A 25,396-nucleotide genomic window follows, 5' to 3' on the forward strand; every position below is an offset into this window, starting at 1 on the left:
GGGGGCGGGGCAGGTTCCATTACCCCCCGGGGGCATGGGGTCCCGCGCGCCGGGGTGCGTCGTTGGGCGGGGCGGGGGGGGGGGCGGGGGGGGGCGGGGGCGGGCCGCCCCGGCCCCCGCGCGGCGCCCTGTTTTCTCCCTGGGACGTCGGGCAGACGCCCGCCATGGACCAGTCGCAGGCACCGGTACTCGAAGCGCTCGCCGCCTTCCACGCCAACCCGCTGACCACCTTCACCCCGCCCGGCCACAAGCAGGGACGCGGCACGGACCCACGCGTCCTCGAAGTCATGGGCGCCGACCTCTTCCGCGCCGACGTCCTGGCCACCGGCGGCCTCGACGACCGCCTCGACTCCCGCGGCATCCTCCAGCACGCCCAGGAGCTGATGGCCGAAGCCGTCGGCGCCGACCACACGTTCTTCTCCACCTGCGGCAGCTCCCTGTCGGTGAAGGCCGCGATGCTCGCCGTCGCCGGCCCCCACGAGGAACTCCTGGTCGGCCGGGACGCCCACAAGTCCGTCGTCGCCGGGCTGATCCTGGCCGGCATCCGCCCGGTCTGGGTCGATCCCCAGTGGGACGGCCGCCTGCACCTGGCACACCCGCCGTCCGCCGACTCCTTCCGTACCGCCCTGTCGCGGCACCCGGACGTGTCCGGCGTGCTGGTCACCTCGCCCACCCCCTACGGGACGTGTGCCGACCTGGAAGCGATCGCCGAGGTGTGCCACGAGCACGGGAAGCCGCTGATCGTGGACGAGGCCTGGGGCGCGCACCTAGGTCGGCGGCGAGGTGCGGGCCGCAGAAGTGTCGTCGTCGACGTCTCCGCCCTCGGCACCACCGGCTACCGTGCGGGGGACTGGCTGCGCTCCCACCACCAGCTGACCCTGCACATCTGCGACCACCGCCGCATCAGCGCCCAGCTCACCCACGCCGACGACTCCACCACCACCGACCGGCTCCTCCGGGGCCTGACCGAACTCGCCCGAATCGCCGAAGACCTGCGCCCGGCGCCGGGCGTCCACATCCCCGACCCGTGGGACCTACGGCTGGAGCAGGCGCTGCTGCCGCGCGACGCGTTCTTCGGCCCCACCGAACAGGTGCCGCTCGAGAAGGCCGCCGGCCGGATCGCCGCCGAGATGCTCACCCCCTATCCGCCCGGCATCCCCGCCGCCGTGCCGGGCGAACGCCTCACCGACGACGTCCTCGACTACCTGCGCAGCGGACTCGAGGCGGGCATGCTCATCCCCGACAGCGCCGACCCCGCCCTGGACACCGTGCGCGTCGCCGTCCAGACCTGACGCTTCGACGATGCCGCACCGCCCCGACCTCCCCCCACCTGATCCGGCGCCTCACACGCGGTGGCAGGTCGGCACCGGGCGGTCGGAACCGGACTCCGCCGGTGCTCTGGCTCGGCAGATCACCGCGGCTCTGGCCGCGGCCGGGCACACCGTCGCCGCCGCGGAATCACTGACCGCCGGGCGGCTCGCCACGGTCCTCGCGGACGCGCCCGGTGCCGGGCAGGCGTTCCTGGGCGCGATCGTCGCCTACGACACCGACCTCAAGGCCGAACTGCTCGATGTCGACAGCGGGCTCCTCGCCGAGCACGGGGCCGTGCATCCCGATGTCGCCGCCCAGATGGCCGAAGGCGTCCGCGCTGCCACCGGAGCGACGTACGCCCTCGCCACGACCGGCGTCGCCGGACCGGCACCGCAGGACGGTCAGCCGGTCGGCACGGTCTATGTCGCCGCCGCCACCCCGCACGGGACGGTCACGGCAGCTCCCGGCCCCGTCCCCGGCTGCCGGGAAGACGTCGAGGAGCGCACTGTCCTGGCCGCCCTCCGTCTGCTCCACGGCCTCCTACGGCCCCCGGGCGAAGCACCCAGGGCGCCGTGAGGCGGCTTGTGGCGGTCGCCGCGCCCGTCAGTCGGGCCAGGTCCCCGTCAGACGGCGGGTGCCCACGGCTCCGCTCCGGTCGACCACCGCCTTGACGAGGGCGAAGACCGCCCCTTGGAGGGCAGCGGCAGTCAGCACCTCTGTCCACGTGCGGTCCTCGTCGGTGGGCTGCGGCGCACTGTCCTGATGACCGAGGAGAGCCCACAGGCGCCGGAACACGGCACCGGCGATCACCCCGCCGAGGACGCCGAACAGCAAGCCGAGGGGCTTGTAAAGGATCTTCACCATTGCGGCCTCCTCCGTTGGCGTGACCACCATGCCTGGCGGCTACGGTGCGTCTGTCCGTGGCGCAGGCATGCAATCCTCCGGACCGGCGGAACCACCGGCCGGGTCGCAGTCCGGAGGCGGCAGGGGGCCGGGGGACGTAGCTTGCGGACATGACCACAGACGCGATCAAGGCAGCCGGCCGTCCCGTGAGGGCGGGGAACTGCCTGCGATAGCTCCCCGATCCGAGGGAAGAAGCAGCACCATGGGCCAATTCGATCCATTCGCCGCGCTGTTGGACTACCCGGTGTACGTCGTCACCGCCACGGACGGACAGGAGCACGCGGGGTGCCTGGTCGGCTTCGCCGGCCAGTGCTCGATCCAACCGCCCCGGTTCGCCGTGTGGATCTCCAAGGCGAACCATACCTATGCCGTCGCGTCGCGCTCCCCGGTACTGGTGGTCCATCTGCTCCCGACACGCCGTCACGACCTCGCCGAGCTGTTCGGCGGCCGCACGGGTGACGACGTCGACAAGTTCGCGCTCGCCGCGTGGGAGGCGGGGCCGTACGGAGTCCCGGTGCTGGCGGGCGCCATGGCCTGGTTCGCCGGCCGGGTGCTCGACCGGGCGGACTGGGGCGACCACGTGGGATTCCTCCTGGAGCCTCTCGAGACCGAGACCGAGGCCGAGACCGAGGCCGCAGCGGGTAGCGGCTCGCTGAGCTTCCAGGACGTCAAGGACATCGACGCCGGACACCCCGCATGAAGAGAACCGGGCGCCGGCAGGGAGACGAGACAGGAGAGCACCAGTGACATCGAGCAGCGGTGAGGACGCGCCCGGGAGCGGCCGCGACGAAACGCCGCAGGAACGGGCGGATCGGCTGTGGGGCGAGATGCTCCAAGAGGTACGCGTGTGTCAGACCGGTGCACAGATCCTGTTCGGGTTCCTGCTCAGCGTCGCCTTCACCCCCCGCTTCGCCGCCCTGTCCGGCTTCGACAAGAACCTCTACGACGCAACCGTGGTCCTGGGCGCGATCGCCACCGGAGCGCTCGTCGCACCCGTCGCCTTCCACCGCTTCCTCGCCGGGCACGGCATGAAGCCGGAGTTGATCCACGTCGCCGGCCGGCTCATCGCCACCGGGCTGGTCACCCTGGCCCTGACGATCACCGCGGCCCTTCTGCTTCTCCTGCGCACCGCCACGGGTGACGCGCCCGTCGCATGGTTCCTCAGCGCCGCAGTACTGCTCTGGTTCACCACCGCCTGGCTGGTCCTGCCCCAGGTCGTGCTGAGTCGAACCGCCGCCCGTCAGCGCCGCGGCACGGAACGCTGAGCGCTGAGCGCGCGGGCCCTCGCCCGGGGCCCGCGCGCTCAGCACGACCCGCTCAGCCGCCGTTCTCCACCGTCACCGGCGCATGGTCGCTCCACCGCTCCCCGCGCGTCGCCGCGAGCAGAGTTGCCGTCCTGGGTGCGGGGGCAGTCGCTACCGCCTTGATCCGACGCGGTGCCCGGAGGCGTGGCGGGCCCGCCCCGCGCTCGTCCCGCGGGAGCCGGGCAGGACCGGCGACCCCGACCGACTCCGGAACGGCTCGTCTAGCTACCCAGGCAGATCGTCAGGACCCCGTTCACCAGGGCGTCCAGCAGGGGAAGGGTCTCCTGACCCGGGTTCTGGCCGTCCTGCCGGAGCACCAGGTAACGGGCCATCAGGCCGTCCACGCCGGCCAGGAAGAGCGGTGCCACCTGCTCGGCCGGCACGGCCAGTTCGATGCCGTGCTGGGAGGCCAGCGAGCGGAGGATGTCGGCGGCGGTCCGCTCCACGTCGTACTGGAGCTCGCACATGATCTCCCGCAGCTCCGGGTCGCGCAGCGCCAGCGCGGTGAACTCCTGGCAGAGCGTCGAATCGACCGCGACGACCCAGTCCAGGTCTTTCTGGACTGAGGCAATTTTCACCGGTATGCCTGGTCGCCGAGCCGGGCGGCCACCGCGGTGGCCGGCATCAGCACCCCGCGCAGGCAGCGGGACGGGGCAGGCTCCGATACTCGCGGTCGCCGCGGCCCGCGCGCGGACCGCGGGGTTCCAGGCTGCCGCTGCTCTGCCGCAGATACCGCCCATCCCGGGGAGTACCGGTTCCTAGAGTGGAGACGCTCGCGGCCGGTCCGCAGGGAGATCCCGATGCGGGTCACGGGACCTGCCGAGGCGAAGGCTCAGCGTACGGACGGCGGCCGCGACTCCGGGTGGAGCCCGCGGGAGGAGGCCGCCGTCGCAGAGGCGACCCAGCGATTCCGACCACAGCTACGCCCAGGACAGGGGAATGATGCCCGCTTTCCATCACCTCGCCGTACAGACGGCCGATCTGACCAATTGTCTGGCGTGGTACCGGGACTACTTCGGTGCCGAGGAGCAGTGGACGCTGGACCGATTCTCGGACCTGACGCTCAGCCGGCTCCCGGGCATCACCCGCCTGACCGAGGTCCAGGTCGGGGACTTCCGGCTGCACCTGTTCGAGCGCACCGGCCAGGACGGCCGGCTGCCGGGCGGGAACACCGCGCAGTTCCAGCACCTCTGCATGGCGACCGGGTCCCCCCAGGAACTCACCCGGTGGCGCGACCGCTGGGTCGAGCTGTTCGACTCGGGGGCGTACGCGTTCGCCCGGCAGGATCCGCCCACCGAGATCGTGATCGACGAGGCCGGGGTCCAGAGCTTCTACGCCTACGACACCAACGGTCTGGAGTTCGAGTTCACCTATCTGCCGACCGGTTCATGAACGTCGGCTATGGGCGAGCGGCCGCCGGGCCGGGGACACCAGTGGACTGGAACTTCGGTGACTACGCCTACGGCCTGGAACCCCTGTTGCTGCCGCCCCCGCTCGGTGCGGACGACGCGGCGTCGCCGGTGCCGTCGGCCCGCGGGCCGGAGCTGAAACCGCTGGCGCCGAACCTGCTGCGCGCAGCGGCGACCGGCGCACTGCCCGAGGACGGGCCGAGCAGCGCGGACACCCAGGTGTACTGGTTCCGGTGGATCACGGGGCATCAGGTCTCGTTCCTGCTCTGGCGGCTACTGGGACAGCAGGTGCAGGCGGCGGCGCGGGCGCCCGAGGGGCCGGGAGCCGAGGCGCTGGCCGCGATGGCGGCCTACGTGCGCGGCTACTGCGCGATGCTGCTGTACACCAGCTCGTGCTCCCGCGAGGTCTACGGGGATCTGATCAGGCCGTCGATGTTCCTGCAGCACCCCGGGTTCAGCGGCACCTGGGCGCCGGACTTCACCGTGCTGCGCCCGCTGTTCCGGGGACGGCGCCTGCCCGGGTGGGCGGACGACCGGCTCCGGCGGGAAGTGGCCCTGCACCACACGATCCATGCCGGCGTCGCCGCCCGGCTGGTCCCGGACGGGCGCTCGCTGTTGCAGACGGCGACCCGGACCGAGGTGCGCAGCGAGTGGATGCTGGGGACCCTGTACGACAACTACTTCCTGACCGTGCGCCTGCCGCAGACCCAGGAAGAGGTCGTGGTGCAGCTGCTCCGGCGGCTCGACGCGGTCGCCGCGGACCTGCGGGCCAACGGACTGTACGGTGCGGCCGAGGTCGAGGACCGGCCGGCCGAGCTGCGCGAGCCGGGCGTGCTCGACAGCGAGCGCGATCTGTTCGGCATCCTGCTGCGGCTCGCGGTGCACGCGGCCGGGGCGGACAGCCATGTGGTCGGGGCCCAGTTGGAGTCGGTGTGACAGGGGGCGGAATGCGGTACGGAGTGTTGATCCTTCCCGACCGGCGCTGGTCCGAGGCCAAGCCGAGGTGGACCCGGGCGGAGCAGCTCGGCTTCGACCACGCCTGGACCTACGACCATCTGATGTGGCGGTGGCTGCGGGAGAAGCCCTGGTTCGGAGCGGTCCCGACGCTGACGGCGGCCGCGGCGGCCACCTCCCGGATCCGACTCGGCACCATGGTGGCCAGCCCGACGTTCCGTCATCCGGTGACGTTCGCCAAGGAACTCATGGCGCTCGACGACATCTCCGAGGGCCGGATCATCTGCGGGCTGGGCGCGGGGACCGGTGCCTTCGACGACGCCGCGACCGGCGCCGCCCCGCTGCGGCCGTCCGCCCGGGCAGAGCGGTTCGCCGAGTTCGTGGAGCTGACCGACCTGCTGCTGCGCTCGCCGGAGACCTCCTACCGGGGCACCCACTTCACGGCGCACGAGGTGCACCTGCACCCGGGGTGCGTGCAGCGACCCCGCCTGCCCTTCGCGGTGGCCGCGACCGGGCCGCGCGGCATGGCCGTGGCCGCCCGGTACGCCGACACCTGGGTGACGGCCGGCACGGCGGGGACCTTCGAACCCCAGTCGTACGAGCAGTTGATCCCGTTGTTCCGGAAGCAGTCGGAGGCGCTGGACGAGGCCTGCGACCGGATCGGGCGCGATCCGGGCACCGTGCGGCGGCTGGTGCTCACCGGCGCCATGATCGGCGGCGTGATGGAGTCCTCCGAGTCCTTCCTGGACGCCTCGGGCCGGTTCGCGGAGATCGGCTTCACCGACCTCGTGGTGCACTGGCCACGGGAGGAGTTCCCGTACCAGGGCAGCGAGGCGATCCTGGAGGCAGTCTCCCCGCACCTGGGGAAGAGCAGGCCGTGAGACCGTCCGGCTCGGCCGTGGGCCGAGCCGGACGACTGCGCGGTCATCGTGCCGGGCTGACGACCGGATCCGGGGCCAGCACGTGCGCCCGGGCGGCCTCGATGAGCTCGGCAGGGCGCCGGTCGTCGACCAGACGGCCGTGCCGCTTGCGCACCCGACCGCCGACCAGCACGGTGTCGACGTCCTGCACCCCGCCCTGCAGCAGGACGGTGGCGGCGGGATCGCCCAGCGACGCACCGAACTCCGACTGGCGCAGCAGCACGACGTCCGCCTGCTTGCCGGGAGTCAGCGAGCCGATCCGGTCGGCCAGCCCGATCGCCCGGGCGGCCTCGATCGTGGCGAGCCGCAGCACCTCGCGCGGGGTGAGGGTGGGGATGCCCGGGCGCCGGCGCCCGGAGCGCCCCTCGGCGCGTTCGGAGGTGCCGTCCAGGTACCCCTGCACGTGGTAGGCCAGGCGCATCTGGGCGAACAGGTCCGCGTTGGTGAAGCTCGGGATGTCGGTGCCCCAGGCGGTCCGCACGCCGCGCCGCAGCGCGCGGCCGAGCATGGTGAACGAGGCGCCGAACGCGAGTTCCAGACCGGGCGTGACCGACAGCGCCGTACCGGCCTGCGCCAGCAGGTCCAACTCCTCGTCGGTGATCACGTTGCAGTGCACCAGGACCAGGTCCTCGCCCAGCAGACCGGCCTCGTGCATCGCGGTGACCTGGCCGGGCGTGTTGGCGTGCATCGTGATGCCCAGGCCGAGTTCGCGGGCCCGTGCCACCTCGCGCACGCTGGTCGCCGGGTCGACCGTGCCCACGTCGCTGATCGCCAGCATGAGCCCGATCCGGCCCTCGCCCCGGGCGGCCATCTCGCCGGCGAGCCGGGCGGCGTCGGTGAGCCGCTGCTCCGGGGAGGCGAAGGTGCCAGGGGCGTTGGAGCGCACGCTGTAGGCGTGCAGGCCGCGTACACCGGCCGCGGCCATCCCGGCGACGGCAGAGTCGGCGTGCTGGGGCGACCCGATGCAGTCGCAGAAGTCGACCGCTGTGGTCACGCCGTTGGACAGCAGCTCCAGTCCGCCGGCAAAGCCGCCGGCGTACAGGTCCTCGGGCCTGAACCGCGGGCGGTACGGCAGGACCCGCTCGAAGTACTCGCCGGTCCACAGCCCGGAGGCCAGGCCGCGCAGCACGGTCTGCCACAGGTGGATGTGGGTGTCGACCAGGCCGGGGAGCACGATCATGCCGGTCGCGTCGAGCACCTTGTCCACGCTGGCGTCGACGCGCTCCCGCACCGCGGTGATCCGGTCGCCCTCGATGAGCAGGTCACCCGCCGGCAGGTCGCCGACCGCCTCGTCCATGGTGACGAGCTGTCCACCCCGGACAAGGATGCGCCGCTGGTCAAGCATCGGTTCCTCCATCGCTATTCGGGCCGTGGGGCAGTCCGAGACTATGTGCGGCGATCAGGACCGCCGGGAACCTTGCGCGGCAGAACAGCGGCATATCCAGAGGCGGGAGCCGGGCCCTACCGGCGCGCTCGCAGGGCGGGGCGGGCCGGCCGGGCACTCTCAAGGACGCCGGCCAGGCCGGCGGGAGTCGGGTGCTCGAACAGCGACTTCAGCCCCACCTCGGCCCCGAAGTCCTCCCGGATCCGATTGAGCATGCGGGAGGCGAGCAGCGAATGGCCGCCGAGGGTGAAGAAGTCGTCGTCGGCGGAGACCGGGTCGCACCCGAGGATCTCGGTGAACAGCTCGCAGAGCGCGCCGACCCGCGACCCGGGCCCGGACCTCTCGGGAGTCGTGCCAGGGGCACCGTTCGGTTTCGTGCCGCCCGGGACGGCGCCGGTTCGGGAGAGCAGTGCGGCCAGCCCCGCCGGGGTGGGGTTCTCGAACAGCAGCCGCACCGGCGGTTCGGTGCCCGCCACCGCGCCGATCCGGCTGACCAGCCGGAGGGCGTTGAGGGAGCTGCCGCCCAGCCGGAAGAAGTCGTCGTCGATCCGCACGTCCGGGGCGGCGAGCACGTCGGCGTAGGCCGCGCGGATCAGCTCCTCCAGGGCGGTGCCGGGGGCGCGGGGGCCGGAGTCGCGGTGGGTGTGCCTGAGCAGGGCCTCACGGTCCAGCTTGCGGTTGGGGGTGAGCGGCATTTCGTCGAGTTGGACGAAGGCCCACGGCACCATGTAGTCCGGTAGCGTCCCGGCGGCACGGGCCCGCAGCTCGGCGACGTCGAGCGACCCCCGCTCCGGGACGACGTAGGCGACGAGGCGCTTGGTGCCGGGACGGTCCTCGACGGCGAGTACGGCGGCCTGCGAGACGCCCGGGTGGCCGCGCAGGACGGCTTCGATCTCGCCCAGCTCGACCCGGAAGCCGCGGATCTTCACCTGGTGGTCGACCCGTCCGAGGAAGACGAGGTGGCCGTCGGCGCGCCAGCGCACCAGGTCGCCGGTCCGGTACATCCGGCTGCCGGGCCCGTCGAACGGGTTGGCGACGAAGCGGGCGGCCGTCGCCTGCGGGCGGTTGAGGTAGCCGCGCGAGAGCTGCTCGCCGGCCAGGAAGAGTTCGCCGACCACCCCGACCGGCACGGGCTGCAGCCGCTGGTCGAGCACGTATCCGCGCATGTTGCCGGTCGGCCGGCCGAGCAGGGGCTCCGCCGGCCAGTCGGCCACCTCCGGCGGGAACGAGTGGGCGATCGCCAGGTGCGTCTCAGTGGGGCCGTAGTAGTTGTCGAGCCGGCGCCGCGGCGGGGCGAAGAAGGTGCTGAGCCGGGGCGAGAGGGTCAGGGCCTCACCGCCCTGGGCGACCATCCGCAGCTCCGGGAGCTCCAGGCCGGTGCGTTCGGCGACCTCGCAGAGCGCGTCGAGCACGAGGTTCGGCAGGGTCATGTCGTGGACGTCGTGGTCGGCCAGCCACCGGGCGAACAGGTCCGCGTCGTGCCGCACCTCCTCGGGCGGTACCACCAGGCAGCCGCCGCTGGTGGTGGCGAAGAGGATCTCGAAGGCGGAGGAGTCGAAGCTCAGCGAGGAGAACTGCGCCATCCGGCCCGGCGTCAGGGTGTCCTGGTACCCGACGAGCATGCTCACCATCGACCGGCCCGGCATGACCACCGCCTTGGGGTTGCCGGTGGAGCCGGAGGTGTAGATGACGTAGGCCGGGTGCTCCGGCCGGAGCGGGGCGGTGCGGTCGGCGTCGGTGAGGTCCGTCGCCGGGAGGTGGCCGGTCGCGACCGGACCGGAGAGGGTGAGCACCGGCGCGGCGTCCGCCCGCATGTAGTCGATGCGCTCAGCGGGGTAGCTCGGGTCGATCGGCAGGTAGGCGCCGCCTGCCTTGAGGGTCGCCCAGAGGGCCACGATCGCGTCGACCGAGCGCGGCATGGTCAGCGCGACCACCGCCTCCGGGCCGACTCCACGGGCGATCAGGTACCTGGCCAACCGGTTCGCCCGGGCGTTGAGTTCGGCGTAGCTGAGCACCGTGTCGCCCATCTGCACGGCGGGCCGGCCGGGGGTGCGGGCGGCCTGCCGCTCCAGCAGGTCGGGCAGGGTGACGGGGGGAACCTCGAAGGCGGTGTCGTTCCACTCGACCAGCAGCCGGTGCCGTTCGGCGGGCGCGAGCACGTCGATCCGGCTGAGCCTGCGGCGGGGGTCCTCGGCGGCGGCGGTGAGCACCCGGAGAAGGCGGTCGCCCAGCTCCTGTGCCGTGCTCCGGTCGAACAGGTCGGTGCGGTAGCCGAGGCACAGCTCGATGCCGCCGGGCGCGCCGTCCGCTCCGTGGTGCTCGTCCACCTCGACCGTGAGGTCGTACCGGGCGGCGGTGTCCGGGACCGGATGCGGCCGGGCCGCCAGGCCGGGCAGGTCGACCGGCGGGAGGCTCGGAGGCATGGTCAGCAGGACCTGGAACAGCGGGTGGCGGGAGACCGAGCGTGGCGGATCGACCTCCGCCACCAGGAGTTCGAACGGGACGTCGAGCGCGGCCCGGGCCTCGAGGTCGGCCCGGCGCACGCGGGCGAGCAGCTCCGCGAAGGCCGGGTCGCCGGAGAGGTCCGCGCGCAGGACCAGCTGGTTGGCGAAGAGGCCGGCCAGGTCCGCCGGCACCGCCTCGGGGCGGCCCTCGGCCAGGATGCCGAGCGGGATGTCCTCGCCGCCGCCGACCTTGTGGAGCAGCACCGCCACCGCGGACTGGACCACCTGGAACAGGGTGCCGTCCTGTTCCGCGGCCAACTGCACGAGCCTGCGGTGCGGTTCGGCGCCGACCCGGAACCGGAGCCGCTCGCCGCGGTGCGACGGGGCCGCCGGCCGGGGGCGGTCGTAGGGCAGGCCCAGCTCGTCCGGCATCCCCGCGAGGGCCCGCGCCCGCTCCCGCACCCGTGCGGTGAGCGGCCCGGCTGCCGTCAGATCGCGCTGCCAGCACGCGAAGTCCAGGTAATCCGACGGGAGTTGCGGCCACTGCGGTGCGGCGTCCCGGAGCCGCGCACGGTAGGCGGTGCCCAGGTCCCGGACCAGCAGCCCCAACGAGGCCGCGTCCAGCGCGATCCGGTGGGTCAGCCAGAGCAGCAGGTGGTCCTCCGCCGAGACCTGGAGCAGCCAGATCCGAAGCGGCACCTCGCGGCCGAGGTCGAAGCGGTAGCCGACCAGGCTGCGGAGCCGGTCCGGGAGTCCGCCCGCCCCGACCCGCTCGAACTGCAGCGCCACCCGGGCCTCGACCACCTGCTGCACGGGAACGCCGTCGAGTTCCAGGTAGCAGGTGCGCAGCGCCCCGTGCCGGGAGACGAGGTCGTCCACGGCCGCCCGCAGCGCACCGCGGTCCAGTCGGCCCGTCAGCCGCACCGCGTACGGCACGGTGAACTGCGGGCCCGGGCCCTCGAATCGCTCCAGGAACCAGACACCGTGCTGGGCGAAGCTCAACGGAGCGCGGTCCCGTGGTGTGTCCTCGTTCATACTCTCCCTCACTTCTCGTCTGTGTGCGGCTATGCCGGACCGGAGGCGGTGTGCTGCTCCACCCGGCTCCGCGCGGGTTCGCCGTCGCACCGGAGCAGGTGCCGCACCAGGTTGAGGACCGTGAACCGCGGCCGGTCATCCGCGGCCGCGCCGGCCCGCCGCACCAGCCCGCGGGAGAACAGCACGTGGATGGAGCGCAGCGCGTCGGGCGGAGTGCTGCGCAGCACGCCGACCACCTCCTCCAGCGTGCACGCGCCGGCCTCGGCCAACTCCCGCAGGGCTTCGGCGTCCTCCGCCGACAGCGAGGCCACTGTCGCCCGCAGCCAGGCGGTCAGCGAGCTGTCGCCGGTGGAGGCCGAGGAGGAGGTGAGCATCAGCGGCGATCGCGCGGCGACGTCCAGGAGTTGGGCGGGTTCGTAGACGAGCAACCAGGAGGCGGCGGATTCGAGCGCGGAGGGAATGCCGTCCAAATGCCGGCAGATGTCGGCGATGGCGGCGAGGGACTGGGCAAATCCGATTTCCGGGTAGAGCTGCGCGCAGCGGGCGACCATGAACTGCACCGAGGGGAATTCGGCGAGCGCCTTGGCCCGGGCCTCCTGCGGTGCCCGGTCGGGCACGGCCAGCGGCGGCACCGAGAATACCGTGTCGCTCGATGTCAGCGGGGTTTCGCGGGTCTCGTAGAGCACCCGCAGTCCGGGGCAGCGGCGGACCAGCAGACGGAGCGCCAACTCGCCGTCCTCGTCGAGGTCCGCGCCGTCCACGACGAGCAGGGCGTCATTGGCGGCGATGGCATCCGTGACCGCTTCCAGCGCGGGCTCGCACTTGAGCAGTCCGGAGATCCGCGCGACGAGCCCGCGGGCCGCCTCCTGCGGGGCGCCGGAGGCCGGCGCGTCCCGGTCGAGGTAGATGACGGGCAACCGCCCGCTGCGGTGCAGATCGCTCGCGACCTTCTGGATCAGCCGGGTCTTGCCCACCCCGGGCAGTCCGACCACTTTGACCAATCGGTGCCCGGAGGAGACCAGGAGGCCGGTCAGCGAGTCCGTCTCCCGTTGCCGGCCGACCAGCGACCCCAGCGGGGCCGGCGGCGTCGCGAGTTCGAGGAGGCATTCTCTGGTGGCCAGCCCGGCCGCCGCCTCCAGTTCCGCCCGCCTGGCCGTGCCCAGGCGTAAGGCGTCGGCCAGCAGCGCGATCGTCTGGGTGCGGGGCGCCTGGGTGTGCTCCAGCTCCAGGTCGCGAATGGCCCGGACGCTGACGGTGGAGAGTTCCGCGAGCTGCCGCTGGGTCATCCCCGCGCGCTTGCGAGCATTCCGCAACAGGACACTGAACCGTGAATTCGATGTGTGAGTAGCCACGATTTTTGCCAGCCTCCAAATATTGTGCGCCCCGTTGTGCACCGAATCGAAGCGACGGATTCAGTGCGTCCCGGACCTCAATGACAGGCAGGAAGTGTTTGTGTTGCGGCGGCTGGTCGATGGGCCAGCGTAATCTACGAAAAACTTGTCAGAAGCGATCGGATAAAGTCTCGGACAAATACCAGCCCCCTGTAGGAAACAGCGGAATCCCGCTATTCGCAGCGCTGCCCGCTCGGCCCTGAACCCCTGCCCCTGCCACCGCTCCCTGCGCAAGTCACCTGATCCGTCCGCGCACCGTCACGGTATGCGGCCATTCCCGGCTGCGCAAGGGCTGGTATTCCCGGTCCGGCCGCGCCGCTATCCTCTGTGTCCCTAGTGTCCAAATCGTGGACCGCTACTTGTCATGTTGATCATCATGTGCTTGCCAAGTGTGGGGTGGGGGCAGGACATCGTGGGCCGCGAATGGCTGCCGCTCCAACTGCCGCAGAAAGTGCCGCTGCGCCAGGAGCCCCGCGGCTAGCGTTACGAAACATGGCAATCGCCGCCCGGAGCCCGCTGCGGCGGCTGTCCGAAACCCACCCCTAGTGGCGATTCGACTAGTATGATCACATCTTCATGAATATCTTTTTCAATCGTGGCTACGCCAAACTCTGGCTGGCTTCCGGAGCGTCCGCCCTGGGGGACGGGGTCACGGTCGCGGCCGGCCCGTTGCTGATGGCGAGTATCAGCCACGACCCGGCCGTCGTCGCCGGGGCCGCGTTCGCGCAGCAACTGCCTTGGCTGTTGTTCTCGCTCTTCAGCGGCGTGCTGGTCGACCGCCTCGACCGCCGGATGATCATCGGCGCGGTGAGCATCCTGCGCACCGCGGTGATGGGCGGACTCGCCGTGCTGGTCTGGCAGGGCTGGGCGACCGTCCCCGTCGTCTTCGCGGCGGTGTTCCTGATCGGTACCGGTGCCACCCTGTCCGACAACGCAGGCCAGGCGTTCTTACCGGCCGTGGTGGACGACGACGTGTTGCCCCGGGCCAACGCGGGCCTCTCCGGAGTCCGAATGGCCTGCAGCCAGTTCGGCGGCCCCCCGCTGGGCGGCTGGCTCTTCGCGGTCGCGGCCGCCGTGCCGTTCGGCGTGGACGCGGTCTGCTTCGCACTCGGCTCGCTGCTGGTTTTCTCCGTGCGGCTCCGACCACAGGAGGCCGCCGCCCCGGTGGCGGATCCGGCGCCGCGCCCGTCGGTCTGGCAGGAGATGGCCGAGGGATGCCGGTGGCTGTGGAACCACCAGGCGCTGCGGATGCTCGCGGTGACCATGGCCCTGATGAACCTCACCTACGGCGGCACCTACGCGATCTACGTGCTGTACGCGCGCGAGCGCCTCGGACTGACCGGGGTCGGCTACGGCGTCCTGCTGGCGACGATGGCCGTGGGTGGCCTGGCCGGTACCGCCGTGGTCGGGCGGCTGATGGCCAGGTTCGGTTCGGTCACCCTGCTCCGGTGCGGGCTGGTCGTGGAGACGCTCACCCACCTGGTGCTCGCGCTGACCCGGTCGCCGGGGGTGGCCATGGTGACCATGGTGCTCTTCGGCGCGCACGCCGCGATCTGGGGCGTGCTGGGCGTCACCCTCCGGCAGCGGGCCACGCCCGCCGAGCTCCGGGGCCGGATCAACAGCGTCTACATGCTCTTCAGCATGGGCGGCGGCGCCATCGGCGCGCTGGCCGGCGGCTTCGTCGCCCGCGGCCTCGGCATCACCGGGCCGTTCTGGATCGCCTTCGCCGCGATGTCCCTGCTGACGCCGGCCGCCTGGCGGAGCATCACCTCCTCCGCGTTCACCCCCGAGCGGGTGCCCGTGCCCGTCCTCGACTGATCCCCGCCCGTTCCACCGTCCGTCCGACCGACCCCGGGAGAGAACCGACATGACCGCCGAGCCCCCCGCCCCCGCCGCGGCCGCCGCGCTGCGCGAACTCTTCGCCGAACTGCTGGAGCTGACGCCCGAGCAGGTCGGCCCGGAGGACGACTTCTTCCACCTCGGCGGGAACTCGCAGCTCGCCATCCGGCTGGCCGCCCGGGTGCGCAACCGGCTCCAGGTGAAGCTGGCCGTCGCCGACGTCTTCGACGCACCCACGGTCGCCGGGCTCGCTGATCGGGTGGCCCAGGCGCCCCCCGCGGCGGCGCTGCCGAAGCGCCACGCCGGGAACGCCACCGGTCTCTGACAGGCCGTCGGGGGGGGGGGCCCCCGGGCCCCCCCCGGGGGGCCCCCCCCCCCCCCCCGGCGGGGGCGGGGGGGGGGCCGGGGGCGCCCGCCCCCGGGCCCCGCCCGCCCGGGGGCGCCCCCCCCCCCCGCCCCCCCCCCGCCCCCCCCCCCCCCCCCCCCCCCCCCCCCCCCCCCGCCCCCCGGCGCGGGGGGGGGGCCCCCCCCCCCCCCCCCGGGGGCCCCCCCCCCCCGACGGCCTGTCAGATCGGCAGCGCGAGCCGGCGCTCGCCGGCCTCGTGCCACAGCCGGCGCGGGGAGCCCAGCTCGCCCGGCAGCGCACCGGCGGCGCGGAACAGCCGCACGACGTGCGGATCACTGGTGCCGGCCGCCCCGAACACCTGCACCACCGCGTCCGCGCAGTCCAGCGCCGCGGACAGGCAGGCTGCTGCCGCCGCCGGTGCGCGGTGCCCGGCCCGCTCGCCGGTGTCCTCGCCCAGGGCTGCCCGCCAGAGCCCGACTCGCGCGAGGGTCAGGTCGACGGCACACCGCGCGATGCGGTGCCCGGTGCCCTGGTGCTCCAGCAGCCGTCGGCCGGCCACCACCCGCCGGCCGGCCCGCTGCTGCGCGGACTCCAGGCACTGCCGGGCCACTCCGCAGGCGTAGGCGGCGAGTACCAGCAGCTCGCGGTCGTCGACCGCGCGGGCCGCGGTCGGGTCGAGCCCGACGGGGCCGGTCAGTGCCCCGGACATGGACGGCAGCGCGGCGGCGATCCGCCAACCGCCTCCGGCCGTCCGCCGGACCAGGACGCCGTCGGCCGCCGGCATGGCCCGCTGCCCGGCGGCCCAGGCCCGGAACGCCGCCGCCGCCGGCCGCCCGTCCGCCGCGAAGACGTCGAGGAAGGTGCGGACCGACCGGATCTCCGCGTGCGAGCGGCAGCCCGCGCCCAACTCCTCCAGTACCAGGCACCATTCCAGGGTGCCCAGGAGCGGGCGGCCGCCCGGCTCCGGCACCAGGAGGTCCGCCAGGCCGAGGGCGTCGAAGACCTCCCAGCCCGAGGCCCCGGGGGCCGCCGCCGCCTCGCTCTTCGCGACGGCGTCGACCAGTTGCCGCTGTGCGCCGTCCAGTCCGAGGTTCACCGGATGGTCCTGCCGATCACGAGGTCTCCCGCAATGAGGTCGAGTTGGAGTTCCTGCGCGCCACCCGAGACGGTCAGCTCCGGCGCCTCGGCCACCGCCGCGCGCAGCGCCGCCCGGTGCGGGCCGTCCGGGCCGGCGCCGAGCAACTCCTCGGCGGCCCACCGGGTGACGGCCTGCGCGGCCAGGCCGCTGGCGAGCTTCGCGTAGGCGGTGACGATCTCGTCCGACTCCAGGCCGTCGGCGTCGGCCGCGGCGTGGTAGGCGAGCGCCCGGGCGTTCTCGACCAGGAGTTCGCAGCGCACGAACTCCCCGGCCAGCGGCTCGCGGTCGGCGGCGGGCAGGTCGGTGAAGGCCGCGCCGGCGGCGGCCAGCCAGGACTGCGCGCGGGTGAGGTAGTCGAAGCCGCCCCGCTCGAAGCCGATCACCGTGGGCAGCAGCGCCCAGCCCCGGTGCAGCTCGCCGACAAGCGCGTCAGCGGTCACGTGCACCCGGTCCAGGGTCACCGTGTAGTAGGGCTCGCCCGCGGCGCGCGGGGCCGGTTCGATCCGCACCCCGGGATCGCCCAGGTCGACCAGGAAGAGCGAGATGCCGTCGTACCGGCTGCCGTCCTGCCCGGTGCGCACCGAGCAGAGCGCGATCCCGGACCACGGGGTCAGCAGGCTCCAGGACTTGCGGCCGCTGATCTCCCAGCCGTCCGCACAGGGCACCGCCGTGGTCGTGATGCGGGTCAGGTCGCTGCCGGCCCCCTGCTCGGAGAGCAGCAGGCTGGCGAGCAGCCGGCCGGCGGCGATCTCGGGCAGCCAGCGCCGGCGCTGGGCCGCGGTGCCGAAGACCAGCAGCGGGCAGCCGACGCCCTGAACGGTGATCAGATGGGCCACGTCCGGCAGGCCCCGCAGGCCCAGGCACTCCGACACCGCCGCGTGGTGGGCCAGGCTGAGACCCCGGCCGCCGAACTCGGCGGGGTAGTGCACCGCCAGCAGCCGTTCGGCGCCGAGCGCGGCGAAGGCCGCCCGGAAGTCGGCGTCCGGGCCGAGTCCGTCGAGCACGTCGTTGACCGAGGCGACCACGGCCGCCTGGCTCGGCTCCAGCTCACGTCGCACTGGCGGCACCCTTCGCAGCGCTCAGCGCGGCGGCCAGCGGACCGGTGGGCCCGGCGTCGGCCCCCGCCCGCTGCCGTGCCCGCTGCTGCTCGACCTGCTCGGCGAAGTCCGACAGCACCGGGTGGTTGAAGAGCAGCGACACGCGCAGCCGCAGTCCGGTCCGGCGGGACAGGTGGCCGACCAGGTGCATCGCCAGGATGCTGTCGCCCCCGGTCCGGAAGAAGTCCTCGGCCGGGTCCACGTCGGTGCGCTCCAGCAATTCGTTGGCGAGGGACAGCACCAGCGCGGGAACATCGCTGTCCACGCCGCTCGGCTGCGCCCCGTCCAGCGGGTCCGGGTTCAGGTCCTCGGCACGGTCGTTCATGCGGGTGGGACTCCACTTCTTCGGTCCGCGTCCCGGACGGGCCCGGGTCGGCCCGGTGGGACTGTCCAGATGGTCGGTGGATCAGGCGCGCAGCGCCGAACCCACGGTGGTCGCCTCGGCCTGCAGCCGCAGCCGGTCGACCTTGCCGCCCGCGGTCAGCGGCAGCGCGTCGACCCGGCGCCACAGGGCGGGCAGCATGTAGGCGGGCAGCCGGCGCGCGGCGAAGGCCGACAGCTCGCCGGCGCCCGCAGCGGCCGCTGGGGCGAGCACCGTCACGGCCACCAGTCGGACGCCGGTGAGGCCGCTGTGCGGGACCACGACGGCGTCGAGCACCTCGGGGTGGGCCAGCAGCCGGGCCTCGATCTCGCCGAGTTCGACGCGGTGGCCGCGCACCTTGACCAGGTGGTCGGAGCGGCCGTGGTAGACCAGCCGGCCCGCCCGGTCGATGTGCCCCAGGTCCCCGGTGCGGTACATCCGCTCGCCGGGGCGGCGCGGATCGGGGCAGGCGGTGAAGCGCTCCGCGGTCAGCGCGGCCCGCGCCAGGTAGCCGCGGGCCAGGCCGGGGCCGGAGAGCCAGATCTCACCGGTCTCGCCGGGCGCGGCCGGTTCGAGCCCGTCGGTGAGGACTTCGGCACGCAGGCCCGCGACCGCGGTGCCGATCGGCAGCCGCGGGCCGGTGTCGGCGCCGGTACACCGGTGCGTGGTGGCCCAGACGGTGCTCTCGGTCGGGCCGTACTCGTTGTGCAGCTCGACCTGCGGCACCTCGGCGAGGTGCTGCCGGAGCAGCGGATGGGGCAGCGCCTCGCCGCCGAGGATGACGCAGCGCAGCCCCGCGGCGGCCGCCGGGTGGAAGCCCAGCAGCGCGGCGTACTGCGAGGGCAGTCCGTCCAGGTGGCTGATCCGCTGGGCCGTCAGGAGGTCGGCCAGCAGCTGCGGGTCGCGGATCTCCTCCTCGCCGGGCAGCACCACCCGGCCGCCCAGCGCGAGGGTGTGGTAGAGCCCCGCGGCCGCCGCGTCGATGGAGAGCGGCGCGAGTACGGCGTAGGCGGAGGGCTCCGGGTAGACGCCGAACCGGGCCGTGGTCGATCCGACCACCGACCGGTGGGAGATCACCACCCCCTTGGGGCGTCCGGTGGAACCCGAGGTGAAGATCGCGTAGGCCGCCTGGTCGGGATGGATCCGGGGCGGCTGGAACGCCTCCGCCCCGGCGGCACCCGACGGGCCGTCGACCGGGACGAAGACCGCGCCCGCCGCCTCGGCCACGGAGGCGTCCACGCCGGTCACCAGCCGCAGCCGCGCGTCGGAGGCGATCTGCCGGACCCGCTCCGCTGGCAGGTCGGTGGCGATGGGCACGTACGCGGCGCCGGCGAACAGGACGCCGAGCAGGGCGACCACGGCCTGCGCGGAGCGGTCCACGGCGACCCCGACGAAGGTGTCCGGCCGGGCGCCGGCCCGGACCAGGTCCCGGCCGAGCCGCTGGGCCCGGGCCACCAGGCGGGCGTAACCCACCGACTCGTCGGGCGCGCTGACGGCGACCGCATCGGGTACCCGGGCGGCCGCCGCCTCGATCAGGGCGTGCAGGGTGCCGGCGCCGGTTTCCGGGACGCGTTGCAAGGGCTCACGCTCCTTCGTGTGGTCCGGCGGCCCGCGGGGCGTACCGGTCGACCAGTTCGGTCAGCAGGCGGCGGACCTCCGGCGAGTCGAGCAGCGCGATCGCGGCCCCGGTCCGGTGCGGCCCGACCCGGTGCAGCTCGGCGCGGGACGGGTCGGCGAGCAGCAGCTCCAGCCGGGGCTCCGGCCTGGCCGTGATCGCGACCACCGGTGCGGCGGTCGTGGCCGGCTCGGCGCACCGGCTGGCCTGGAGGAAGCGCAGCCAGGAGCGGTAGCGGTCCAGCATGTCGTCGACCAGCTCGTAGGCGACCTCGTCACCGCCGTGCTCGGCCGCCATCCCGTCGCGCGCACGCCACAGTTCGGCGGCCCAGGCGGCCGGGTCGGGCTCGGCGGCGAGCACCTGGCCGGCCGGCTCGACGCCCGCCGAGGCGCAGAGCCCGGCGAAGTCCCGGCGCATGTCCTCGGCCGTCACCGGGTACGGGTCCACCAGCACCGAGGGCGCGCCGGTCAACGCGGCGACGTGCAGGGCGAGCGCGGCGGTGCCGCAGTACGCCAGCACCAGCGCGGGCGGCCCGGACCGATGGCCGCCGAGCAGCCGGGCGTGCTCGGCGAGGGTGAGCGGCCGGTCGAGGTGGTGCACCAGGGGGTCGACGCGCAGAAGTTCGGCCGGGCCGCCGGACTGGCGGAGGAAGGCGAAGTCCGCCCGCTCGCCGACGCCCTTGAACTCCAGCGCGAGGACCGTGGCGGCGTCGGTCACGCCGGGTCCGCCGCGGCCCGCTCGACGGCCGCGACCAGTGAGGCCGGGCGCAGGTCGGTCCAGTGGCGCTCGACGTGGTCGAGGCAGTTCTGCCGGGTGTCCGGGCCGTGCGTCCGCTCCCACCCCGCGGGCACGTCGATGCCTGCGGGCCACAGGGAGTGCTGCCGCTCCCCGTTCACCAGGACGAGGAACTCGCCGTCCGCATCGTCGAAGAGAGCGCTCATGGATTCACACCTCGGGTGTCTCGGGCCTGCGGTCGGGTACGACGCCTCACGACCGTAGGAGTCCGCGCGGAGCCGGACCGGCAGAGTCGGCGGCGGCCTGGCGGCAGCTCGGTGCCGCCCGGGGACCCGGTCACCGCCAGCTGACCGGAAGGCGGACCGGGCCGCGCAGGAAGGCCTGACGCCAAATCAGCTCCTCGGTGTGGACGGCCAGTTCGAGGCCGGGTAGGCGGCTCAGCAGCAGGGTGAAGGCGGTGTCCGCCTCGGCCCGGGCCAGAGCGGCGCCGAGGCAGAAGTGGATGCCGTGCCCGAAGGCCAGGTGGCTGCCCTCCCGCCGGGTGATCCGGAAGGACTGCGGGTCCGCGAACCGGGCCGGATCCCGGTTGGCGGCGGCCAGGTTGAGCATGACGGTGCTGTGCGCGGCGATCCGCACACCGCCGATCTCGAGCGGCTCCAGTGCGTGCCGGGTCGCGATCTCGATCGGCGCCATGTACCGCAGGACCTCCTCCACGGCCGGGGCCATGAGATCGCCGTCGGCACGGATCCGGGCGAGCTGCTCAGGGTGGCTCAGCAGCAGGAAGGCCCCCGTGCCGAGCATGTTCACCGTGGTCTCGACGCCCGCCTCCAGCAGCAGGAACACCATGGAGACCACCTCGGCCTCGGAGAGCCGGTCCCCGGAGTCGCGCACCCCGACCAGCGCCGACAGCAGGTCCGGGCCGGGCTCCGCCTGCCGGCGGCGGACCAGGCCGCGGACCAGCCGGAAGAGGTCGCGGTACGAGGAGGCGTGGCGTTCCTGGAGCGCCGGGTTGCTGACCACGACGTGCCGGGCCCAGGTCCGGAAGTCCTCGCGGTCCTCCTCGGGCACGCCCAGCAGTTCGCAGATGACGGTCAGCGAGAGCGGGTAGGCGAAGGCGTTCACCAGATCGGCGCGGCGGTCGCCGGCGAAGCCGTCCAGCAGCTCCCCGGTGATCTCCCGGATGCGCGGCCGCAGCGCGTTGATGCGCCGCATGGTGAACTCCCCGGAGACGAACTTCCGCAGCCGCCCGTGATCCGGCTCGTCGCTGCGGAACATGTTCCGGTGGAAGTACTCCGCGACGTCCGCCGGGATGCGCTTGGCCGCCGCGAGGTCGAGGGCCGTGTTCTTCGCGGGATCGTTGCTGAGCCGCGCGTCGCCCAGCGCGGCCCGCACGTCGTCGTGCCGGCTGACCAGCCAGACGAAGGTGCCGTCGTGGAAGCGCACCCTGGTGACCGGCCGTTGCTCGAGAACGTCCCGGTAGGTCGCGTACTGGTCGACGTGGAAGAGTTCGCTCGTCAGGTCCAGGACCTCGGGCAGCTGCTGGGGTTGCATGACGTCCTTCCGGGTTCGTCCGCGGCGGATTCATCGGGATCATCTCCGCGATGTCCGCCGCCGGTCCGGGGGAGTGCCGAAGCTGCCCCAGCGGCGGGGAGTTTCGCCGCACTCCTGCCGCACGGAGTGCCGCTTTCGGGTAACCCGCCACCTAGCTTCGGAGGAAACGGCGCGGACGCCGACACCGGGAGGGCACCTGTGATTCCTGTTTCGTTCGGCCAGCACCGGCTCTGGCTGCTGGACCGCTTCGAGCGCACCGGATGGACCTACAACACCGTCGTCCGGGCCAGGATCGCCGGACCGCTGGACGTGGCGGCGCTGGACGCGGCGGTGTCGGACGTGGTCGCGCGGCACGAGGCGCTGCGGACGAGCTTCCCGGCCGAGGACGACACGCCGTACCAGAGCGTCGAAGCCGTCGACTCGGTCCGGCTGCGGGTGGCGGAGCTGCCCGGCGAGGACGCCGGGAAACTGGCGGCGGACTGCCGGCGAGTGTTCGACCTGGCCCGCGAACCACCGGTCAGGGTCACCCTGTTCAGGGTCTCGGAGCAGCGGCACGTGCTCCAGCTGGTGCTCCACCACATCGTGGTGGACGGCTGGTCGGTGCGTCCGCTGATGCGCGACCTCGCCCAGGCCTACGCGGCCCGCCGGGCGGGGGCGCAACCCGACTGGGAGCCGCTGCCGGTGCAGTTCGGCGACTTCGCCCAGTGGCAGCGCGAGGTGCTGGGCTCGGCCGAGGACCCGTCCTCGCTGATGTCCGGTCAACTGGACTTCTGGCGCTCGGCGCTGGCGGGCCTGCCGGTGGAACTCACGCTGCCGGCGGACCGGGACCGGCCGGAGCGCGCCGGCTACCGGGGAGGCGCCGTCCCCGTTGCCACGGACGCCGAACTGCACCGCCGGCTGCGGGAGATCGCCCAGGAGTGCGGTGCCACCCTGTTCATGGTCGTGCACGCGGCACTGGCCGCGCTCTGGCACCGGCTGGGAGCGGGTGAGGACATCCCCGTGGGCACCGTCGCCGCGGGCCGGGTGGACCGGTCGCTCGACGAGCTGGTCGGATTCTTCGTCAACACCCTGGCGCTGCGGACCGATCTGTCCGGCAATCCCGACTTCCGGGAACTCATCGCGCGGGTACGGGACTTCGACCTGGACGCGTTCGACCACCAGGACGTCCCGTTCGAGCAGGTCGTGCACGCGGTGTCCCCCGAGCGCCGGCCCGGGCGGCACCCGCTGTTCCAGACGATGCTGGTCGTCCAGAGCTTCGAGCCCGCCGAACCGCGCTTCCCCGGGCTGTCCGTGGAGATGGAGCAGGTGGGGAGCATCGACCTCCACTCGGCCAAGTTCGACCTGAACCTCGACCTGGCCGAGACCTGGGCGCCGGACGGCAGCCCGGCCGGCGTCAAGGGCCACCTGATCTACGCCGCCGACCTCTGGGACGAGCGGTCCGCGCAGGCGGTCGCCGAGCGGTTCCTCGTCCTGCTGACGGCGCTGGCCGCCGACCCCGGTGCCCGGATCCGCGACCCCGACCTCGTGCTGGACCGGGAACGGCCGCTGCTGCTCGGCGAGGTACCGGCCGAAGCCGTCGGGCAGGGCGCCCCGTCGGCGGACCCGCGCGACCTGGCCATCGAGGGCGAACTGCCCCCGGTCGACACCCTGGTCGCACTCCTGGACGAGCGTCCCGGACGGCGGATCCGCTACGCCCCCTCGGGCGGGAGCGGCCGGGCGATCCGGATCCTGGACTCCGAGCACCGCCTGGCGCCGCCCGGGGTGCTCGGCGAACTCCACCTCCCGGCCGGGCCCACCGGGCTCACCGCGCGCCGGCGCGCCGACGGCTGGATCGAGTTCGCTCCCCGCCACCCGGCCGAGGAACCCGCCCGGACCGCCCCGCGGACCGGCCCCGCACAGCCGATCACCGCCGACCAGCAGGTCCTCTGCGGGATCTTCGCCGACATCCTGGGCGTCGAATCGGTCGGCATCCACGAGGACTTCTTCGACCTCGGCGGTCAGTCGCTGATGGCCGTCCGGGTGGCCGGCCAGGTCCGCAAGCTCTTCGACGTCGAGCTGGACCTCAGCTCGGTCTTCCGCGCGCCGACCGTGGCGGAACTCGACGCCCTGATCCGGCAGGCGACCCGGCGGACCCGGCTCGTGCCGCAGCGGGGCGTGCCCCGCCCCGACCCGCTGCCCCTGGCGCCTGCTCAGCTGCGCCTGTGGATGCTCGACCAGATCCAGGGACCGAGTGCCTCCTACAACGTGCCGCTGGGCCTGCGGCTGCGGGGCGAGCTGGACGCGGAGGCCCTGGGCCACGCGCTCAACGACGTGATCGGGCGGCACGAGGCGCTGCGCACGGTCTTCCCCGACCACCTCGGCGAGCCGTACCAGCACACCCTCGCCGCACCGGAGGCACAGGTCGAACTGCGGCGGGCCCGGTGCGGCGAGGGTGGCCTCGCGGACCTGCTGGCCGGCTACGTGGCGCACGTCTTCCGGCTGGACGAGGGACCGCTGCTCCGGGCCCACCTGGTCGAGGTCGGCCCGCAGGAGCACGTGCTGCTGCTGCTGATGCACCACATCGTCAGCGACGGCGGGTCCATCGCACCGATGCTGACGGACCTCGCCGCCGCGTATGACGCCCGCCGCACCGGGCAGGCGCCCCGGTGGACGGGCGGCGAGCCGCTGCAGTACGCGGACTACACCGTCTGGCAGCTGGCGGTGCTCGGCGATCCGGCCGACCCGGACTCGACGGCCGGCCGTCAGCTGGACCACTGGCGCCGGGAACTGGCGGACCTGCCGACCGAGGTGACGCTCCCGCCCGACCTCCCGGGAGCGGCCACGGCCGCCTCCGGGAGCGGAACGGTCCCGGTGTCCGTGGACCGCGAACTCCACCGCGGCCTGGCCCGCGTCGCGCGGGAGACGGGCACGACGCTCTTCATGGTGCTGCATGCGGGCTACGCGGTGCTGCTCGCGCGGCTCGGCGCGGGCACCGACCTCCCGATCGGCACCCCGGTGGCCGGCCGGCCGGACGAAGCCTTCGACGAGCTGGTGGGATTCGTCACCAACACCCTCGTCCTCCGGTCGGACCTGTCGCAGGACGTCCCGTTCCGCCGGTTCCTCCAGCAGGTGCGGGACACTGACGTCGCGGCCTTCCGGAACCAGGACCTGCCCTTCGACCAGGTGGTGCAGGACCTCAACCCGCCCCGATCGGCCACCCGGAACCCGTTCTTCCAGGTCGGGTTCGCGCTGGAGCACCATGCGCCGCTCGCCTTCAGCGCGCCCGGCCTGGAGGTGCGCACGGAGATCGTGCCCGGGGTGGCCGCCAAGCTCGATCTGGACCTGACGCTGACCGAGCACTGGGCCGGGGACGGCGAGCCGGGCGGGATCACCGGCATCCTGGACTTCCCGGTCGCCCGGTACGACCGGGGGACCGTCACCAAGGCCGTGGAGGAGTACCTGACGGTGCTGGCCGGCATCGTCGCCGACCCGGACGTTCTCCTGTCGGCACTGGGCGTCGGCCGGGACCGAGCCTGAGGCACGCGATCGGCGTGGGGGCCCCCCCCCCCGGGGGCCCCCCCCCCCGCGGGGGGGGGGGCGCCCCCGGTGGGGGGGCCCCCCCCCGCCCCCCCGGCCCCCACGCAGCCCCCGCGGCGCGCGGAGTACCCGGGGTTGTGGTG

General features: G+C 73.6%; 22 protein-coding genes. 10 read left to right on the forward strand and 12 right to left on the reverse strand.

Annotated features, from left to right (window positions below; translation table 11 throughout):
- Positions 1–164: 164 nt before the first annotated feature.
- Together ACFYNO_RS40375 and ACFYNO_RS40380 are read left to right on the forward strand one after the other, a co-directional pair.
- Positions 165–1,292 (forward strand): aminotransferase class I/II-fold pyridoxal phosphate-dependent enzyme, encoded by a 1,128-nt coding sequence (locus ACFYNO_RS40375; RefSeq protein WP_388023549.1) that lies wholly within the window; start codon positions 165–167, stop codon positions 1,290–1,292.
- Positions 1,293–1,302: 10 nt separating this feature from the next.
- Positions 1,303–1,887: a CinA family protein gene (locus ACFYNO_RS40380; RefSeq protein WP_388023550.1), complete on the forward strand. Its 585-nt coding sequence runs from the start codon at positions 1,303–1,305 to the stop codon at positions 1,885–1,887.
- Positions 1,888–1,914: 27 nt separating this feature from the next.
- Here ACFYNO_RS40380 and ACFYNO_RS40385 read toward each other — a convergent pair whose 3' ends face one another.
- The gene (locus tag ACFYNO_RS40385) at positions 1,915–2,175 is read right to left on the reverse strand and encodes a DUF4235 domain-containing protein (RefSeq protein ID WP_388023553.1); all 261 of its coding nucleotides are present in this window, start codon (positions 2,173–2,175) and stop codon (positions 1,915–1,917) included.
- 241 nt (positions 2,176–2,416) lie between these two features.
- On the opposite strand from ACFYNO_RS40385, the gene ACFYNO_RS40390 reads away from it, so the two are divergent.
- Together ACFYNO_RS40390 and ACFYNO_RS40395 are read left to right on the forward strand one after the other, a co-directional pair.
- Positions 2,417–2,914 (forward strand): flavin reductase family protein, encoded by a 498-nt coding sequence (locus tag ACFYNO_RS40390; RefSeq protein WP_388023555.1) that lies wholly within the window; start codon positions 2,417–2,419, stop codon positions 2,912–2,914.
- Positions 2,915–2,957: 43 nt separating this feature from the next.
- Positions 2,958–3,479: a DUF6328 family protein gene (locus tag ACFYNO_RS40395; RefSeq protein ID WP_388023558.1), complete on the forward strand. Its 522-nt coding sequence runs from the start codon at positions 2,958–2,960 to the stop codon at positions 3,477–3,479.
- Positions 3,480–3,739: 260 nt separating this feature from the next.
- Here ACFYNO_RS40395 and ACFYNO_RS40400 read toward each other — a convergent pair whose 3' ends face one another.
- On the reverse strand, positions 3,740–4,096 hold the full coding sequence (locus ACFYNO_RS40400) for a TetR family transcriptional regulator C-terminal domain-containing protein (protein ID WP_388023559.1): 357 nt from the start codon (positions 4,094–4,096) through the stop codon (positions 3,740–3,742).
- Positions 4,097–4,457: 361 nt separating this feature from the next.
- Here ACFYNO_RS40400 and ACFYNO_RS40405 point away from each other — a divergent pair, with 361 nt between their 5' ends.
- The 3 genes from ACFYNO_RS40405 to ACFYNO_RS40415 are packed head-to-tail and all read left to right on the forward strand — an operon-like array spanning position 4,458 to position 6,762.
- Positions 4,458–4,910: a VOC family protein gene (locus ACFYNO_RS40405; protein ID WP_388023562.1), complete on the forward strand. Its 453-nt coding sequence runs from the start codon at positions 4,458–4,460 to the stop codon at positions 4,908–4,910.
- Positions 4,911–4,951: 41 nt separating this feature from the next.
- Positions 4,952–5,863, forward strand: a complete 912-nt coding sequence (locus tag ACFYNO_RS40410; RefSeq protein WP_388023565.1) for a hypothetical protein — start codon at positions 4,952–4,954, stop codon at positions 5,861–5,863.
- 11 nt (positions 5,864–5,874) lie between these two features.
- On the forward strand, positions 5,875–6,762 hold the full coding sequence (locus ACFYNO_RS40415) for an LLM class flavin-dependent oxidoreductase (protein ID WP_388023567.1): 888 nt from the start codon (positions 5,875–5,877) through the stop codon (positions 6,760–6,762).
- 43 nt (positions 6,763–6,805) lie between these two features.
- Here the strand turns inward: ACFYNO_RS40415 and ACFYNO_RS40420 are convergent, their stop codons facing one another.
- The 3 genes from ACFYNO_RS40420 to ACFYNO_RS40430 all read right to left on the reverse strand — a co-directional run bounded on the left by ACFYNO_RS40420 (position 6,806) and on the right by ACFYNO_RS40430 (position 13,058).
- The gene (locus tag ACFYNO_RS40420) at positions 6,806–8,146 is read right to left on the reverse strand and encodes an amidohydrolase family protein (RefSeq protein ID WP_388023570.1); all 1,341 of its coding nucleotides are present in this window, start codon (positions 8,144–8,146) and stop codon (positions 6,806–6,808) included.
- A gap of 116 nt (positions 8,147–8,262) precedes the next feature.
- Complete coding sequence (locus ACFYNO_RS40425; protein WP_388023572.1) at positions 8,263–11,664, reverse strand: amino acid adenylation domain-containing protein; 3,402 nt, start codon at positions 11,662–11,664, stop codon at positions 8,263–8,265.
- 29 nt (positions 11,665–11,693) lie between these two features.
- Positions 11,694–13,058, reverse strand: a complete 1,365-nt coding sequence (locus ACFYNO_RS40430) for a helix-turn-helix domain-containing protein (RefSeq protein ID WP_388023574.1) — start codon at positions 13,056–13,058, stop codon at positions 11,694–11,696.
- 573 nt (positions 13,059–13,631) lie between these two features.
- Between ACFYNO_RS40430 and ACFYNO_RS40435 the strand changes: the two genes are divergently transcribed.
- Complete coding sequence (locus ACFYNO_RS40435) at positions 13,632–14,873, forward strand: MFS transporter (RefSeq protein WP_388023577.1); 1,242 nt, start codon at positions 13,632–13,634, stop codon at positions 14,871–14,873.
- 49 nt (positions 14,874–14,922) lie between these two features.
- Positions 14,923–15,219 (forward strand): acyl carrier protein, encoded by a 297-nt coding sequence (locus ACFYNO_RS40440; RefSeq protein ID WP_388023580.1) that lies wholly within the window; start codon positions 14,923–14,925, stop codon positions 15,217–15,219.
- Positions 15,220–15,460: 241 nt separating this feature from the next.
- Here the strand turns inward: ACFYNO_RS40440 and ACFYNO_RS40445 are convergent, their stop codons facing one another.
- The 7 genes from ACFYNO_RS40445 to ACFYNO_RS40475 form a co-directional block, all read right to left on the reverse strand.
- Positions 15,461–16,336: an acyl-CoA dehydrogenase family protein gene (locus ACFYNO_RS40445; protein WP_388023583.1), complete on the reverse strand. Its 876-nt coding sequence runs from the start codon at positions 16,334–16,336 to the stop codon at positions 15,461–15,463.
- Complete coding sequence (locus ACFYNO_RS40450; protein WP_388023586.1) at positions 16,333–17,436, reverse strand: acyl-CoA dehydrogenase family protein; 1,104 nt, start codon at positions 17,434–17,436, stop codon at positions 16,333–16,335. The genes ACFYNO_RS40445 and ACFYNO_RS40450 overlap by 4 nt, the downstream gene beginning before the upstream one ends.
- The gene (locus ACFYNO_RS40455) at positions 17,426–17,800 is read right to left on the reverse strand and encodes an acyl carrier protein (RefSeq protein WP_388023589.1); all 375 of its coding nucleotides are present in this window, start codon (positions 17,798–17,800) and stop codon (positions 17,426–17,428) included. Before ACFYNO_RS40455 ends, ACFYNO_RS40450 begins: the two co-directional genes overlap by 11 nt.
- Before the next feature lie 81 nt (positions 17,801–17,881).
- Positions 17,882–19,414, reverse strand: a complete 1,533-nt coding sequence (locus ACFYNO_RS40460; protein ID WP_388023591.1) for an amino acid adenylation domain-containing protein — start codon at positions 19,412–19,414, stop codon at positions 17,882–17,884.
- Between the two features lie 4 nt (positions 19,415–19,418).
- Positions 19,419–20,168 (reverse strand): hypothetical protein, encoded by a 750-nt coding sequence (locus tag ACFYNO_RS40465; protein ID WP_388023593.1) that lies wholly within the window; start codon positions 20,166–20,168, stop codon positions 19,419–19,421.
- Positions 20,165–20,392: an MbtH family protein gene (locus ACFYNO_RS40470; RefSeq protein WP_388023596.1), complete on the reverse strand. Its 228-nt coding sequence runs from the start codon at positions 20,390–20,392 to the stop codon at positions 20,165–20,167. The genes ACFYNO_RS40465 and ACFYNO_RS40470 overlap by 4 nt, the downstream gene beginning before the upstream one ends.
- Before the next feature lie 130 nt (positions 20,393–20,522).
- Positions 20,523–21,737 carry a cytochrome P450 gene (locus tag ACFYNO_RS40475; protein ID WP_388023599.1) on the reverse strand — a complete coding sequence of 405 codons (1,215 nt, stop codon included), beginning with the start codon at positions 21,735–21,737 and terminating at the stop codon, positions 20,523–20,525.
- Positions 21,738–21,935: 198 nt separating this feature from the next.
- Between ACFYNO_RS40475 and ACFYNO_RS40480 the strand changes: the two genes are divergently transcribed.
- Positions 21,936–25,253 carry a condensation domain-containing protein gene (locus ACFYNO_RS40480; protein ID WP_388023601.1) on the forward strand — a complete coding sequence of 1,106 codons (3,318 nt, stop codon included), beginning with the start codon at positions 21,936–21,938 and terminating at the stop codon, positions 25,251–25,253.
- Positions 25,254–25,396: the final 143 nt, after the last annotated feature.

This window comes from Kitasatospora sp. NPDC006697 (genome assembly GCF_042869935.1).
GTDB lineage: Bacteria > Actinomycetota > Actinomycetes > Streptomycetales > Streptomycetaceae > Kitasatospora.

Excerpts from the sequence above, each read along its gene's own strand:
- ACFYNO_RS40375 (WP_388023549.1), top strand. The coding sequence starts at position 165 with ATGGACCAGTCGCAGGCACCGGTACTCGAAGCGCTCGCCGCCTTCCAC.
- ACFYNO_RS40380 (WP_388023550.1), top strand. The coding sequence starts at position 1,303 with ATGCCGCACCGCCCCGACCTCCCCCCACCTGATCCGGCGCCTCACACG.
- ACFYNO_RS40385 (WP_388023553.1), bottom strand. The coding sequence starts at position 2,175 with ATGGTGAAGATCCTTTACAAGCCCCTCGGCTTGCTGTTCGGCGTCCTC.
- ACFYNO_RS40390 (WP_388023555.1), top strand. The coding sequence starts at position 2,417 with ATGGGCCAATTCGATCCATTCGCCGCGCTGTTGGACTACCCGGTGTAC.
- ACFYNO_RS40405 (WP_388023562.1), top strand. The coding sequence starts at position 4,458 with ATGATGCCCGCTTTCCATCACCTCGCCGTACAGACGGCCGATCTGACC.
- ACFYNO_RS40415 (WP_388023567.1), top strand. The coding sequence starts at position 5,875 with ATGCGGTACGGAGTGTTGATCCTTCCCGACCGGCGCTGGTCCGAGGCC.
- ACFYNO_RS40420 (WP_388023570.1), bottom strand. The coding sequence starts at position 8,146 with ATGCTTGACCAGCGGCGCATCCTTGTCCGGGGTGGACAGCTCGTCACC.
- ACFYNO_RS40425 (WP_388023572.1), bottom strand. The coding sequence starts at position 11,664 with ATGAACGAGGACACACCACGGGACCGCGCTCCGTTGAGCTTCGCCCAG.
- ACFYNO_RS40435 (WP_388023577.1), top strand. The coding sequence starts at position 13,632 with ATGAATATCTTTTTCAATCGTGGCTACGCCAAACTCTGGCTGGCTTCC.
- ACFYNO_RS40440 (WP_388023580.1), top strand. The coding sequence starts at position 14,923 with ATGACCGCCGAGCCCCCCGCCCCCGCCGCGGCCGCCGCGCTGCGCGAA.
- ACFYNO_RS40455 (WP_388023589.1), bottom strand. The coding sequence starts at position 17,800 with ATGAACGACCGTGCCGAGGACCTGAACCCGGACCCGCTGGACGGGGCG.
- ACFYNO_RS40470 (WP_388023596.1), bottom strand. The coding sequence starts at position 20,392 with ATGAGCGCTCTCTTCGACGATGCGGACGGCGAGTTCCTCGTCCTGGTG.
- ACFYNO_RS40475 (WP_388023599.1), bottom strand. The coding sequence starts at position 21,737 with ATGCAACCCCAGCAGCTGCCCGAGGTCCTGGACCTGACGAGCGAACTC.